The organism is Streptomyces sp. Tek67B01, from assembly GCF_055231995.1.
In genome coordinates this window covers 5255513-5268166 of record NZ_JBUYUY010000001.1, presented here as the reverse complement: position 1 = coordinate 5268166, position 12654 = coordinate 5255513, and the positions used below count along the sequence as shown (strand labels likewise).

The following is a 12654-nucleotide window of genomic DNA, read 5'->3' as shown; positions in this document are numbered from 1 at the left end:
GGTCAGGTTCGCAGGGCGATCCCGTCCAGCACCATCGACAGGTACTGGCGGGCGATCTCCTCGGGGCTGTGCTGTCCGCCGGGTCGGTACCAGGAGGCCGCCACCCACACCGTGTCGCGCACGAAGCGGTACGTCAGGCGGATGTCCAGGTCGGCCCGGAAGACCTTGGCGGCCACCCCGCGCTCCAGCGTCCCCAGCCAGGCCTCCTCGAACTTGCGCTGGGAGTCGGACAGGTAGTGGAAGCGGGGCTGCGCCGAGAGGTGGCGGGACTCCTTCTGGTAGATCGCTACGGCGGCGCGGTGCCGGTCGATCTCGCGGAAGGATTCGGTGACGAGGGCCTCGATGGTCTCGCGGGGGCCGAGTCCGGCGGCGAGGACGGTGTCGTACCCCTCCCACAGTTCGGTGAGGAAGGCCGAGAGGATCTCGTCGAGCATCGATTCCTTGGAATCGAAGTGGTAGTAGAGGCTGCCGGCGAGCATGCCCGCGGCGTCGGCGATCTTGCGGACGGTGGTGGCGTTGTAGCCCTGTGCGGCGAAGACCTCCGCGGCGGTGTCGAGGAGTTCACGGCGCCGCTCGGGCGATGCGGTCACCTGGGTTTTCTTCTTGTTCGTTGGCACGCGCCCATTGTCGGTCGTCGGTGGCCGCCCTAGGCGTGCTGGCTGCTGACCGAGACGGTCTCGCCCGTCATGTAGGAGGAGTAGTCGCTGGCCAGGAACACGATCACGTTGGCGATCTCCCAGGGCTCGGCGTAGCGGCCGAACGCCTCGCGGGCGGTGAGTTCGGCGAGCAGTTCCTCGCTGGTGACCTTCGCCAGGTGCGGGTGCATGGCCAGGCTCGGGGCGACCGCGTTGACCCGTACGCCGAACGCCGCGGCCTCCGGTGCCGCGCAGCGGGTCAGCGCCATGACGCCGGCCTTGGCGGCGGCGTAGTGGGCCTGGCCGCGCTGGGCGCGCCAGCCGAGGACGGAGGCGTTGTTGACGACGACTCCCCCGGCGCCGGCCGCCTTGAGGGAGCGCAGGGCGGCGCGGGTGCAGCGGAACGTGCCGTTCAAGGTGACGTCGAGGACCCGGCCCCACTGCTCGTCGGTCATGTCGACGAGGTCGGCGGTGCCACCCAGGCCCGCGTTGTTGACGACGACGTCGAGGCGGCCGTGCGCCTGCTCGGCGTGCGCGAACAGGGCGCGCACCTGGTCCTCGTCGGTGACGTCGCAGGGCAGGGAGGTCACCCGGTGCGCGCCGAACTCGCCGGCGAGCGCGGTCTCGGTCTCCTTGAGCCGGCGGGCGTGCGCGTCGCCGATCACGATGCGGGCGCCTTCCTCCAGGAAGCGGCGGGCGGTGGCGCCGCCGATGCCGGAGCCCGCGGCGGCGGTGATGACGGCGGTGCGGTCTTGCAGCAGTCCGTGCCCGGGGGCGTGCCGGGGCGGGTGGGCGAACTCCTCGACGCTGCTCATGGGCGTACGTTAACCTACCTAACACTTGTTAGGGAAGCGAGGAGGCGGGCACCCGATGGAGTTGACGCACGCGGCCGAGGTGCGGGCCTTCCGGGCCGAGGCCCGGGACTGGCTCGCCGCCCACGTGCCCGCCTCGCCGCTGCCCTCCCTGGAGACGCGGGAGGGGTTCGCCGCGCACCGCGCGTGGGAGGCGCTGCTGCACGCGGGCCGCTGGGCGGTGGTGTCCTGGCCCGAGGAGTACGGCGGCCGGGGGGTGGACCTGGAGCACTGGCTGGTCTTCGAGGAGGAGTACTGGGCCGCGGGCGCCCCGGGGCGCGTCTCGCAGAACGGCGTCAGCCTGCTCGCGCCCACCCTCCTCGCCCACGGCACGGCGGAGCAGCGGGCCCGGGTGCTGCCGCCGACGGCGAGCGGCGAGGTGGTCTGGGCGCAGGCCTGGTCGGAGCCGGGGGCGGGCTCGGACCTGGCCTCGCTCACCGCGCGGGCGGAGCGCGCGGAGGGCGGCTGGCTGCTGTCCGGGCACAAGACGTGGTCCTCGCGGGCGGCGTTCGCGGACCGGGCGTTCGGGATCTTCCGCTCCGACCCGCGGCCGACCAAGCCGCACCACGGCCTGACCTACCTGATGTTCGACCTGCGGGCGCCGGGGGTGTCGGTGCGGCCCATCGGCCGGCTCGACGGCAAGCCGGCCTTCGCGGAGCTCTTCCTCGACCGGGTGTTCGTACCGGACGAGGACGTGATCGGCGAGCCGGGACAGGGCTGGGCGATCGCGATGTCCACGACCGGCAACGAACGCGGGCTCACCCTGCGCTCCCCCGGCCGCTTCCTGGCGGCGGCCGACCGGCTGGTGTCGCTGTGGGAGGCGGCCGGCGACCCGGGCGACACCGCGATGCGGGACCGGGTGGCGGACGCGGTGGTCGGGGCGCGCGCGTACGAGCTGTTCACCTGGGCGGCCGCCGCCCGGTTCGCTGCGGGCGAGGGCATCGGCGCCGAATCCAGTCTGAACAAGGTGTTCTGGTCCGAGTACGACATCGCCTTGCACGAGACGGCGTTGGACCTGCTGGGTGCGGACGCGGAGCTGGCGGACGGCGCGTGGGCCGAGCCCTGGGTCTTCTCGCTGGCCGGCCCGATCTACGCGGGCACGAACGAGATCCAGCGCGACATCGTCGCCGAGCGGCTGCTCGGCCTCCCGAAGGGCCGCCGCTGATGCGCTTCCTGCCGACGGACGAGCAGAACGACTTCGCCCGCTCACTGCGCGCCCTGTTCGGCGCGGCGGACGTACCGGCCGTCGCGCGGGCCTGGGCCGCGGGCGAGCAGGGGCCCGGGCGGGAGGTGTGGGCGCGGGCCGCCGCCACGGGACTGTTCGCGCTCGCCGCCGACGAGGACCACGACGGGCTGGGGCCGCTGCCGGTGGAGACGGCGTTCGGCTTCGTCGAGTGGGGCCGGTCGGGGATGCCGGGGCCGGCGGTGGAGACGGCGGCGGTGGCGGTGTTGCTGTCCCGGCTGGGTGACGGGGCGTTGGCCAAACGGTTCCTGCCGGGCCTGCTCGCGGGTGAGGTGCTCGCCACGCTGACGCTGCCCGGCGGGGGCCCGTACGCCCTGGACGCGGACGCGGCGGCGTACCGCTTCAGGGTGTCGGACGCGGGTGGGCTGTGGTTGGGGCGGGCGCCGGGGGAAGCCTTGCCGTCCACCGACCCGACGCGCCGCCTGTCCCGACCCGGCGTCGCGGGGGACGAGCCGCTGGCCGCCGGGCCCCGGGTGGTGGAGGCCGCCAGCGTCGCGCTGCGCTGGGCGCGCCTGCTGACCGCGGCCCAGTGCCTGGGCGTGGGCGAGGCACTGCTGGCCCGCACGGTGGAGTACGCGAAGCAGCGCACGCAGTTCGGGACGCCGATCGGTGGCTTCCAGGCGGTGAAGCACCGGCTGGCCGACACGCTGCTGGCCCTGGAGTTCGCCCGGCCGCTGCTGTGGGCGGGGGCGCTGTCGCTGGGCCGGGGCGAGGTCGCGGCGGCGAAGCTCACGGCGGGCGAGGCGGCGTACGCGGCGGCGATGACCGCGCTCCGGGTTCACGGCGCGATCGGCTACACGGAGGAGCTGGACCTCTCGCTGTGGCTGCGCAAGGCGCGCCCCCTGCGGGACGCGTGGGGCACGCCGTCGCAGTGCCGCGCGGCGGTGCTGGACGCGCGGCGGCCGCTCAGAGTACGGCCACGCTGAGCTCGACGACGTAGGGCTCCTCGACGACGCCGTCGGGGAACAGGGCCTCGAGGCGGGACCGTTCGGCGTCCATGAACTCCCGGACGCGGGCCTCGCCCAGCATCAGGAACGCGGAGTGGCTGGCGTGGTTGGCGAGGTGGGAGTCCAAGGGGATCCGGCGCGACCAGCGGATCTCGCGGGTGGTGAAGGTCGGCTCGGGCGGCAGACCGCGCGGGGCGACACCCGGGGCGGCGTCGAGGAAGGCCGCGATCCGTTCGTCCTGCCGGGCGATCCAGGGGACGGTGAGGTCCATGTCGTTCCACCACAGCGCGAACGCCCCGCCGGGACGCAGCACGCGGCGTGCCTCGGGGACCGAGAGCGCGGGGTCGGTCCAGTGCCAGGCCTGGGCGTACGTGACGAGGTCGAAGGCGGCGCTGACCAGTGGCAGCCGGTTGCCGTCGCCCCGGACGAGCGGGATACGGGGGTGCGCGCGGCGGAACTCGGCGGCCATCCCGTCGCCGGGCTCGACGGCGACGACATCGGCGCCGCGCGCGCTCAAGAGCCCGGAGGCGATCCCGGTCCCCGCCCCGACGTCGGCCACCCGCGCCCCCTCCAGCGGGCGCCCGCCCAACTCCTCCAGGGCGTCGAACAACGCGTCGGGGTAGTCGGGCCGGTGCGCGGCGTAGAGGGAGGCGGCGGCATCGAAGGAGCGGGCCGGGGTGCGGGGGGTCGTCGTCATGCCGCCATTGTTTCGACCATCGCCCGCCGGCGCACGGGAGTTCAGGTCCCGCTTCGAACGGGTGCGCCCGCCGGCCCGGCGACCGGGGCCGGACCGGCGCCCCGTCAGCGGAACTCCCGTACCACCTCGATGCGTCCGACGATGTGCGCGTTCAACTCGTCCAGTTCCTCCGCCGGGACCCACAGCTCAAGGATCGTCTCGCCGCCCACGCGCCGCACCGGATACCGCTCCAGGAACGCCGAGTCCACCTCGAAGCGCGTCACGAAGCCCGCCCCGTCGCGCCGGACGTTCCAGTCGCGGGCGATGCGGACCGCGTAGTCCTCGTTCAGGACCGGGTAGAAGATCGGCTGCTCGGGCAGGCGCGGGGGCCACGCCCGCCGGTCGGCCGCGCGGACCAGCTCCGGCTCGGCCGGCCCGGTGGGTCGCCACAGGGTCGTTGTAGTGGACATGCGGCCCGACCATGGGCGGGCGGGAACGCGGGCGCCACCGCATTGGCGCACCCCCACCGGCCGGCCGTGGTCACGGCGCGAGCCAGGCGGCGGTCTCCGCCAAGGCCGAGGCCGACACCGGCGAAGGCAGGCCCAGGAAGCCGTGGAAGACGCCGGGGTACAGCCGGACCGAGCAGTCGACGCCGGCCGCCGCCAGCCGGCGCGCGTACGCCAAGCCCTCGTCGCGCAGGACGTCGCAGTCCGCGAGGACCATCAGCGTGCGGGGCAGGCCGCGGACGTCGGGGGCCGACAGCGGCGAGACGTGCGGGTGGGACGGGTCACCGCCGTACTGGTCCCAGTACCAGGCCATGTGCGCGGCGGTGTGGAAGTAGCCCCGCGCGAAGCGGTCGACGGACGGGGACCGCATCGTGGCGTCCAGCGCCGGGTAGACCAGCAGTTGACCGGCGACGAGCCCGGGCGCCCGCAGGGCGGTCACCGCCGCCAGGTTGCCGCCGCTGGAGTCACCCGCCACCGTCACCCTGCCCGGGTCGCAGCCCATGGGCGCCGCCTGCGAGCGGGCCCACAGCAGCACCGTCAGCGCGTCGTCCGGCGCCGCGGGCCAGGGGTGTTCGGGGGCGAGCCGATAGTCGGCGGAGACGACCACCGCGCCCGAGCCGGCCGCCAGCGCCCGGCAAACGGGGTCGTGGGTGTCCAGGCCGCACATCATCCAGCCGCCGCCGTGGAAATAGACGACCAGTGGCCGCCCGGTCGAACCCGGCGCGGGGTCGTAGACCCGTACCGGGACGCCCGCGGCGTCCGCGTCGTGGACACGGGCGACCGCCGGGCCCTCGCGGCGGCCGCCGACGGCCGCCGCCCGCAGCGCCGCCACGTCGCCCGGGCCCGGGAAGCCCGCCGCCAGGGCGTCGCACAGCGCCCGCGCGTCCGGGGAGAGGAGGTCGTCTTCGGTCATCGGGCCGTCATCCCGCCGTCCACCGCGAACTCGGCGCCCGTCACGTACGACGAGGCGTCCGAGCAGAGGAAGCGCACGAGCTCGGCGACCTCCTCCGGCCGCCCCATCCGACCCAGCGGCACGTGCGACCAGTCCCGCCCCGCGACCGCCTCCGCGACCATCGGGGTGTCGACGGCTCCCGGGTGCACCGAGTTGACCCGTATCCCGTCGCCGGCCAGGTCCAGCGCCGCGGAGCGGGTGAGGCCGCGCAGGCCGAACTTGGTGGAGCCGTAGGCCGCGTGGCCGGGTATGCCGACCAGTCCCGCCGTGGAGGAGACGTTGACGATCGAACCGCCTCCCGCCGCGCGCAGCAGCGGGGCCACCGCCTGTATGCCCAGGAACGGGCCGAGCAGGTTGACCCGCAGCAGCTCCTCGAACCCGGCGGGGCTCTGGCGCTCGACGTGCGCGGTGCGCCACAGCGCCGCGTTGTTGACCAGCGCCGAGACCGTCCCGAAGGCCGCGACCGCCTCGCGCACCACCACCGCCCAGCCGTCCGGGTCGCCCACGTCGTGCCGCACGTAGCGCCCCTGGTCCCCGAGCTCCGCCGCGACCGCCCGGCCCTCGTCCTCCCGGACGTCGGTGACGACGACCCGCGCGCCGGCCGCCGCGCACATCCGGGCCTCCGCCGCCCCTTGGCCGCGTGCGGCGCCGGTGATGACGACGACTTTCCCGTCCAGCGTGATCACGGAGCCTCCTGTCGGACGCATGGCGTCCGTGTGACGGGTGCGTGTATTCCTAATCGGCATACTTCTAGCAGTCATATCCCTGCTGGGGAAGGGCCGTGACACGACCGGCCATAGACTGCGCTGCGTGTCAGACGAGACGAACAAGCGCGCGCTGCCCGCCACCGGTTGGGCGGTGCTCGGACTGCTCTCCTTCGGCCAGGAGCTCTCCGGTTACGACGTGAAGAAGTGGGCGGACCGCTCGTTGCGCTTCTTCTACTGGAGCCCTTCCTTCAGCCAGGTCTACAGCGAACTCAAGCGTCTGGAGGAGGCCGGTTACGCCTCCTCGCGCCGGGTCGGCCAAGAGGAGGGGGCCCGCGACAAGCGGGTGTACCGGATCACCGAAACCGGAATGGCGGCCGTACGGGAGTGGGCGCAGCTGGCTCCGGTCGATCCGCCCGTCCTCAAGCACGGGCCGATGCTGCGGCTGTGGCTGGGGCACCTGCTGGAGCCCGAGCAGATGCGCGAAGTCCTCGGCCGCCACCGGGAGTTCGCGGAGGAGATGCGCCTGCGCGCGGAGGCGGACGCGGCCGCCGTCGGGGGCGAGGAGGCCTGGGCGTACCCCACGCTCACCCTCAAGTGGGCCGAGCGGTACTACGCCTGCGAGCGCGACCTCGCCGCCGCGATGCTGGACGACATCGAGGCGCTCGCCGCGCAGCGCGACCCCGAGGGCGGTGGCTGAAGCGCGGCGGTGCGCCTGAGCGACGGTCGCAGGGGGGCCGCGCTTTGATGGACGCATGACGACGAACAATTGGGCCGCGTTCGAGAAGGTGGCACCGGACTTCGCACGGACCGTCCGGGCCCGCTTCGCCCAGCGCCCCCACCACGTCCTGGCCACCCTGCGCCGGGACGGCTCCCCGCGCCTGAGCGGGCTCAATGTCGACATCCGCGGCGGGGAGCTGTGGCTCGGCATGATGCCTGGATCGATGAAGGCCAAGGACCTGCGGCACGACCCTCGTTTCGCCCTGCACTCCAACCCCGGCGAGGACGAGTCCATGCCCGGCGGGGACGTACGGATCTCCGGGCGCGCGCTGGAACTGCTGGACCCGCCCGAGCTGCACCGGTACGCGGAGGAGACGGAGACCCCGCACCCCTTCCACCTCTTCCACGCCGACCTGACGGAGGTCGTCCACGTCACGGTCGAGGGCGACGACCTGGTGATCCGCACCTGGATCCCCGACCACCCCGTGCGCACGCTGCGCCGCGGCAACGACGACGAGCCGCCGCGCGAGGGCTGACGCCCCTCAGGTGAACGGGATCAGGTCCCGGCCCCGGCGTTGCGCGGGGAAGGCGGCCGGGTCGATGTCGAGCCGGCTGCGGTCGATGTTGATCGTGACGTCGCCGTACGTGGCGTCGTGCCCGCCGCGGAACTGGTGGGCGCGGCGACGACCGGGCCACTGGGCACCTCCGGCGGGCAGACCCATGTCGGCGTCCGTCACCGTGGCGGAAAGGTTCCAGCGGGCCACCCACAGCACGTCCGGCATGTCGTGCGGGGCCTGGTGGTAGTGGGCGCTCAGTGCCGGGACGCCCGACGCGGCGTGTACGTAGGCCGCCGAGCGGTAGCCGAGAGCGTGCAGCCGCGCCGTCCAGGCGGTGAGGTAGGCGACGACCGGGGCGTCCCAGGTGTCGCGGTCCGTGTAGTGCTCCAGGTCGTTGTAGAGCACCGTCCCCGCGCCCAGGCCCAACGAGCGGGCCGCCTCGACCGCGCCCTCGGCGGCTTCGACTCCCTCGTCGGTGGCTTCGGAGGGGTCGGTGGACAGGCCGGTGCTTGAGCTGCTCCAGGGCTGCGGGCCGACCCAGATCGGCATCAGGTGCCAGCCCGCCGCGGCCTGGCGGCGCACCCAGCCGGAGGTCAGCCTCGGTTGGGCGCAGGCCCGGGCGCGCCCGCCGATGTAGATGCCGACCGCGCGGAAGGGGGAGTCGGCCCGCCAGGTGTCCATGGCGCTCTGGGTGGGGGCGGTGCAGGCGTCGAAGCCGGTGCCGTTGAAGGCCGGTTGGCCGGTGATGGGCCGTCGGGCGAGGGCGGGGGTCAGGGGGCCGGCCGGCGGGGAGCCCGCGGCGGCGGGGGTGGTCGTACGGGCCCGGGCCAGGAGTTCGCGTACCGCGTCGGGGCTGGTCCCGTACGACACGGTGGCCATCACCCCGGAGGCGCCGAGGGCGTAGCGGACCTCGCGGCTGTCGCCGGGCGGCGCCGCCGGCACGTCGGCCCCGTCGGCGCGGACGGTCGGGATGTCGGCGCGCTCGGGGGCGCCGTCGAGGGGTTCCAGGTGCAGGGTGTCCGCGCGGTCGCGCACCGCGCGGCCGCTGCACTCGCCCTGGCCTCCGGCGTGCCCCAGGTACAGGGTGGGCAGGTCGAGCCGTAGGCAGGCGTCGGGGTTCCGGTCGAGGTCGACGACGCGCCAGTCCGCGGGGACGGTGAGGCGCAGCCCGTGGTAGTCGACCGTCCGCCCGTCGGCGGAGGCGGGCGGGGCGGGCGCGAGCAGGACGGCGCCCAGCAGGGAAGCCAACATCATTCGGGACGGCATGGGCCCCAGAGTTACCAGACACGGCGTGGCCGAACCGCGTTGTCCCGCGGGGCCGGTGGGCCGTCCGGCCTATACCCCGACGGTGCCGCACACACCGCACCGGCCGCTCGGGACGACGCCCCGCCTTCTCCCCCCGTACCGGCGGGCCGGCCGACGCGGCGGCACGGCCGCCCCCGGTGGCCCGGGGTGGCGGTCACCCGCACGAGCGACGCGTTTCGGCCTCGTCGCCGAACGGCCCGACGCCGCTTCCTCCCCCTGCGAGGGATACCGGGTTCCCGCCCGGACGAGCCAGAGTCGCCGCCGTGCGGGCCGGAGTTGAAGGCGCGCGGGCCCGATTGCGATGCGCCCAGGGGTGCTTGGCCCGCTCACAGGAGCCGTGCATATGATCGGGCCGTTGCCAACGGGGAGGCTCAAACATGACGGGCGATTTCCAGCAGGAGGCGGGTCCGGGCGCGGGCGCCACGGACCAGCACGTGGACATGCGGCTGAATCACGTGCCGCCGGAACCCTCGGGTCCGGGCCCGTCGTCCCCACCCGTGTACGGGCCGTTCGCCCCGGGCAAGGGTCCCGGCGACTTCGCCTCGACGCCCGCGCAGAAGCAGGCGGCGGCGGGCACGATCGAAAACGAGCTGCAGCCGAACACGAAGACGGCCGCCGAGCACGCGGACGAAGCCCACAACGCGGCCCAGAAGGGCTTCGACGGCTGGGACACCGCCGCCGGCCTCAAGAAGGTGGCGGACACCTGGGACCAGCAGGTGAAGAACCTGATGGCCCGACTGGACGCGGAAAAGGGCGCCTTGCGGGGCGCCTCGGGCCTCTTCCAGGGCAACGACATCGGCTTGCACAACCAGTTCACCGCTTCGCGCTCGAAGCTGAACAACCTGTAAGGGGTTCGGATGCCGAGCTACTACGAGGTCATGAACACGAACTTCGGCCTGCTGACGACGGCCGCGGGCAAGTGGGAGGCGATGGCGGGCGAGCTGAACAAGGTCGAGACCCGCTACGGCGAGACCGTCCAGAAGATCACCATGGGTGACCAGTGGGCCGGTGTCAGCGCCGGTTCCGCCAAGTCGGGTTTCGCGGGGACCCGCTACGAATACTCGGCGGCGCAGATCCAGGCCAAGGCGATCGGCGGCCTGCTGCGGGACGCGCACGAGAAGTTCACCGACCTCAAGACCAAGCTCGACAGCGCGCGCGCCGACGCGATAGCCGCCGGCATGACCGTCTCCGAACAGGGCCACGTCGCCTTCGACTGGGCCAAGCTCACGCCCTCCGAGCGCAGCGCCTACCACCACGACCCCGACGGCGAGGCCTCCATACGCACGGCCGTCACCAAGTGGCAGCAGCACCTCGACGACCGGGTGAAGGCCGTCACCGAACTCGACCAGAACGTCAAGCTGGCCATCGAGGCCGCCGTGGTGGACAGCAACAAGGACGCCCTGGGCAAGGGCGCCGACATGTCGCTCGCCGGGTTCAACGCGGGCGCCGAGGGTGATCTGGACGAGGCCGTGAAGGAAGCGCGGGCGGCCGCGAAGACGGACGAGTCCGGCGTCAAGACGCACGACGACGGCCTCAAGATCACCGGCCCGGACGTGGGCTTCAAGGTGAGCGGCGTCAAGAACGGCAAGGAGGGCTCGGTCAAGGCGTACGCCGACCTCTTCCACCTGAGCCAGGCCGGGGAGGCGACCAAGGGCGGGGTGAAGTTCTCCGACGTCTACGACGTCTACGGGGGCGCCCGGGCCACCGCGAACTACGGGTTCACCAACAGCGGCCTGAGCGGCAAGGCCGAGGTGTCGGCGGGTATCCGCGAACTGGTCGGCGGCAAGGCCGAGTACGGGTACGCGGGCGCCTACGAGCGGACCGAGGTCTTCGCCGGCGGCGAGGCAGCGGTCAGCGCCGGGGCGGGCAAGGACGGCTTCAACGCCGGCGCGAAGGCGTTCGCCGGCGCGAAGGCCGGCGTCACCGGAGGCGGCGAGGTCGCCGGGCTCGGCGCCGGCGCGACGGCCGAGGGGTGGTACGGCGCGGGCGCGGAGGCCAAGGCGACCTTCGGCAAGGGCGACGACGGCAAGTGGCACATCGGCGGCAAGGTGGGTCTGGCCCTGGGCCTGGGCGGTTCCGTGGGCGGGGAGTTCACGGTCGACCCCGGCAAGGTCGGCGATGCCTTCGATGACGCCGCGGACGCGATCGGTGACACCGCCGGGTCGGTCAAGGACACCATCGGCGGCTGGTTCGACTGATGTACGTTTCCCGTCTCCACGGAAAGAAGGCCGTAGATGCCCACGACACTGCCCGTGCCGATCGAATTCGACCTGCCGGAGGGCTGGCGGGCCGCGCCGCCGGACGAGGTCGGCGCGTCGGAGGTGGCCTTCATCGCCCTGTGCCCGCGGCCGGATGACGGGTTCACGGCCAACATCACCATCGACGGCGATCTCCTGCCGGACGGGACCACACTGGAGGAGTTGGCCGACGCGTCGGTGGTGCGGGTGCGCGGGGCCGCCGAGTCCGTGGCGGTGGCCGCCCGCCACGAGATCGGCTCCTCGGCCTCGCCGGGCCTGACCCAACGGCTGGCCCTGACCGCCGTCGTCGCCGGCGTGCGCCGCGACCTCGTCCAGTCCCAGGTCTACATGGCCCTCACGGACGCCACGGACCCGTCCCGGCGGGCGCTGGTCCGCTCGATCCTGACGGCCACCGCCGCACAACACGACGAGGTCCTGCCGGACTTCCAGCAGTTCCTGCGCACGGTACGCCCGGACACCGGGACGGGGGCCTGACCATGGGCCTCATGGACAGGTTCACCGGTACCCGCCGCCCGGACCGCGGTGCGGTGCCGCTCTCCGCCCGGGAGGTCCGTGAGGCGCTGCTCGCGGTCAACGGACCGGACAGGCCCTACGTCGTACGCGAGGGCCGGCCGGCGGAGAAGGCCGACCTGGTGGCGGAGTGGCGGGTCTTGGAGCCGGCCTGGCGCACCTTCTTCCTGACGACCCGGCCGGACCGGACCCTCAAGACGAGGATGCGCCTGGTCCCCGGCGAGCACGAGGTGCGGGCGCTCGACGAGCAGCTGGAGATCACCTGGGTCGGGGACACGCCCAAGCTGGCCAAGTCGGCCGAGTACAGCCGCGGGCAGGTGACCACGGTGTCCAAGCAGTGGACGATCGAACGGGGCCCCGACGGCCGCCGCCGCATGGTCGAGGAGTTCGCCTTCGACACCGGGGAGATGAGGGTGCCGCTACAGAAGGCGGTCCTCGGCGCGGGCTGGACCTGGCGCGGAGCGCTGTTCCGCCTCTGATCCGACGCCCGGCCGCCCCCACGACACGCCACAGCGCCCGCCAACCCTGGTCGGGGACATGGCGGGCGCTGTGTCGAGTGCCGCACACCGTTGTACGGACCGTATGAGGGGTCCTCCCCCGCGAGGAAGGGGTCCCGCCACCGACGGCCGGAGGCCGGCGCAGCCGGGCGAAGCCCGAAAGGCCGCCCACGGCCGAACGGCGCGAGCACGGCATCCCAAAGGAGCCATGGCGGGCGCTGTGTCGAGTGCCGCACACCGTTGTACGGACCGTATGAGGGGTCCTCCCCCACGAGGAGTGGGTCCTCGTGGGC

Annotated in this window: 15 protein-coding genes; 8 read left to right on the top strand and 7 right to left on the bottom strand. The window is 73.6% G+C overall.

Going from position 1 to position 12654, the window contains the following annotated elements; all coding sequences use genetic code 11:
- Positions 1 to 2: 2 nt before the first annotated feature.
- Both ACV7NM_RS23665 and ACV7NM_RS23660 read right to left on the bottom strand, forming a co-directional pair.
- Entirely contained in the window at positions 3 to 617 is a 615-nt protein-coding gene (locus ACV7NM_RS23665) for a TetR/AcrR family transcriptional regulator (protein WP_463412153.1), read from the bottom strand.
- A gap of 29 nt (positions 618 to 646) precedes the next feature.
- On the bottom strand, positions 647 to 1450 hold the full coding sequence (locus ACV7NM_RS23660) for an SDR family oxidoreductase (protein ID WP_463412152.1): 804 nt from the start codon (positions 1448 to 1450) through the stop codon (positions 647 to 649).
- A gap of 55 nt (positions 1451 to 1505) precedes the next feature.
- Between ACV7NM_RS23660 and ACV7NM_RS23655 the strand changes: the two genes are divergently transcribed.
- Both ACV7NM_RS23655 and ACV7NM_RS23650 read left to right on the top strand, forming a co-directional pair.
- Positions 1506 to 2651 carry an acyl-CoA dehydrogenase family protein gene (locus ACV7NM_RS23655; protein WP_463412151.1) on the top strand — a complete coding sequence of 382 codons (1146 nt, stop codon included), beginning with the start codon at positions 1506 to 1508 and terminating at the stop codon, positions 2649 to 2651.
- A complete protein-coding gene (locus ACV7NM_RS23650) occupies positions 2651 to 3655 on the top strand; it encodes an acyl-CoA dehydrogenase family protein (protein WP_463412150.1) in 1005 nt (334 codons plus the stop codon). Before ACV7NM_RS23655 ends, ACV7NM_RS23650 begins: the two co-directional genes overlap by 1 nt.
- Here ACV7NM_RS23650 and ACV7NM_RS23645 read toward each other — a convergent pair.
- The 4 genes from ACV7NM_RS23645 to ACV7NM_RS23630 form a co-directional block, all read right to left on the bottom strand.
- Positions 3636 to 4373, bottom strand: a complete 738-nt coding sequence (locus ACV7NM_RS23645; RefSeq protein ID WP_463412149.1) for a class I SAM-dependent methyltransferase — start codon at positions 4371 to 4373, stop codon at positions 3636 to 3638. The genes ACV7NM_RS23650 and ACV7NM_RS23645 overlap by 20 nt on opposite strands.
- A 104-nt stretch (positions 4374 to 4477) precedes the next feature.
- A complete protein-coding gene (locus tag ACV7NM_RS23640; protein ID WP_463412148.1) occupies positions 4478 to 4822 on the bottom strand; it encodes a hypothetical protein in 345 nt (114 codons plus the stop codon).
- 70 nt (positions 4823 to 4892) lie between these two features.
- Positions 4893 to 5771 (bottom strand): alpha/beta hydrolase, encoded by an 879-nt coding sequence (locus ACV7NM_RS23635; RefSeq protein ID WP_463412147.1) that lies wholly within the window; start codon positions 5769 to 5771, stop codon positions 4893 to 4895.
- A complete protein-coding gene (locus ACV7NM_RS23630; protein WP_463412146.1) occupies positions 5768 to 6496 on the bottom strand; it encodes a glucose 1-dehydrogenase in 729 nt (242 codons plus the stop codon). Before ACV7NM_RS23630 ends, ACV7NM_RS23635 begins: the two co-directional genes overlap by 4 nt.
- Positions 6497 to 6620: 124 nt before the next feature.
- On the opposite strand from ACV7NM_RS23630, the gene ACV7NM_RS23625 reads away from it, so the two are divergent.
- Together ACV7NM_RS23625 and ACV7NM_RS23620 are read left to right on the top strand one after the other, a co-directional pair.
- Positions 6621 to 7214 carry a PadR family transcriptional regulator gene (locus ACV7NM_RS23625; RefSeq protein WP_463412145.1) on the top strand — a complete coding sequence of 198 codons (594 nt, stop codon included), beginning with the start codon at positions 6621 to 6623 and terminating at the stop codon, positions 7212 to 7214.
- A gap of 55 nt (positions 7215 to 7269) precedes the next feature.
- Positions 7270 to 7770, top strand: coding sequence for a pyridoxamine 5'-phosphate oxidase family protein (locus ACV7NM_RS23620; RefSeq protein ID WP_463412144.1), 501 nt, complete (start codon positions 7270 to 7272; stop codon positions 7768 to 7770).
- Positions 7771 to 7776: 6 nt separating this feature from the next.
- On the opposite strand, the gene ACV7NM_RS23615 is transcribed toward ACV7NM_RS23620, so the two are convergent.
- Positions 7777 to 9057 (bottom strand): DUF1906 domain-containing protein, encoded by a 1281-nt coding sequence (locus ACV7NM_RS23615; protein WP_463412143.1) that lies wholly within the window; start codon positions 9055 to 9057, stop codon positions 7777 to 7779.
- Positions 9058 to 9473: 416 nt separating this feature from the next.
- On the opposite strand from ACV7NM_RS23615, the gene ACV7NM_RS23610 reads away from it, so the two are divergent.
- Genes ACV7NM_RS23610 through ACV7NM_RS23595 form a run of 4 tightly spaced genes read left to right on the top strand, consistent with a single transcriptional unit; the run spans position 9474 to position 12343 of the window.
- Positions 9474 to 9944, top strand: coding sequence for a hypothetical protein (locus tag ACV7NM_RS23610; protein WP_463412142.1), 471 nt, complete (start codon positions 9474 to 9476; stop codon positions 9942 to 9944).
- 9 nt (positions 9945 to 9953) lie between these two features.
- Positions 9954 to 11294 carry a hypothetical protein gene (locus ACV7NM_RS23605; protein WP_463412141.1) on the top strand — a complete coding sequence of 447 codons (1341 nt, stop codon included), beginning with the start codon at positions 9954 to 9956 and terminating at the stop codon, positions 11292 to 11294.
- Between the two features lie 36 nt (positions 11295 to 11330).
- Positions 11331 to 11828: a hypothetical protein gene (locus ACV7NM_RS23600; RefSeq protein WP_463412140.1), complete on the top strand. Its 498-nt coding sequence runs from the start codon at positions 11331 to 11333 to the stop codon at positions 11826 to 11828.
- A gap of 11 nt (positions 11829 to 11839) precedes the next feature.
- Positions 11840 to 12343: a hypothetical protein gene (locus tag ACV7NM_RS23595; RefSeq protein ID WP_463412139.1), complete on the top strand. Its 504-nt coding sequence runs from the start codon at positions 11840 to 11842 to the stop codon at positions 12341 to 12343.
- The last annotated feature ends 311 nt before the right edge of the window (positions 12344 to 12654 follow it).

Coding starts and splice junctions, on each gene's coding strand:
- ACV7NM_RS23660 (WP_463412152.1), bottom strand. CDS start 1,450: ATGAGCAGCGTCGAGGAGTTCGCCCACCCGCCCCGGCACGCCCCCGGG.
- ACV7NM_RS23655 (WP_463412151.1), top strand. CDS start 1,506: ATGGAGTTGACGCACGCGGCCGAGGTGCGGGCCTTCCGGGCCGAGGCC.
- ACV7NM_RS23650 (WP_463412150.1), top strand. CDS start 2,651: ATGCGCTTCCTGCCGACGGACGAGCAGAACGACTTCGCCCGCTCACTG.
- ACV7NM_RS23645 (WP_463412149.1), bottom strand. CDS start 4,373: ATGACGACGACCCCCCGCACCCCGGCCCGCTCCTTCGATGCCGCCGCC.
- ACV7NM_RS23640 (WP_463412148.1), bottom strand. CDS start 4,822: ATGTCCACTACAACGACCCTGTGGCGACCCACCGGGCCGGCCGAGCCG.
- ACV7NM_RS23635 (WP_463412147.1), bottom strand. CDS start 5,771: ATGACCGAAGACGACCTCCTCTCCCCGGACGCGCGGGCGCTGTGCGAC.
- ACV7NM_RS23620 (WP_463412144.1), top strand. CDS start 7,270: ATGACGACGAACAATTGGGCCGCGTTCGAGAAGGTGGCACCGGACTTC.
- ACV7NM_RS23615 (WP_463412143.1), bottom strand. CDS start 9,057: ATGCCGTCCCGAATGATGTTGGCTTCCCTGCTGGGCGCCGTCCTGCTC.
- ACV7NM_RS23610 (WP_463412142.1), top strand. CDS start 9,474: ATGACGGGCGATTTCCAGCAGGAGGCGGGTCCGGGCGCGGGCGCCACG.
- ACV7NM_RS23605 (WP_463412141.1), top strand. CDS start 9,954: ATGCCGAGCTACTACGAGGTCATGAACACGAACTTCGGCCTGCTGACG.
- ACV7NM_RS23600 (WP_463412140.1), top strand. CDS start 11,331: ATGCCCACGACACTGCCCGTGCCGATCGAATTCGACCTGCCGGAGGGC.
- ACV7NM_RS23595 (WP_463412139.1), top strand. CDS start 11,840: ATGGACAGGTTCACCGGTACCCGCCGCCCGGACCGCGGTGCGGTGCCG.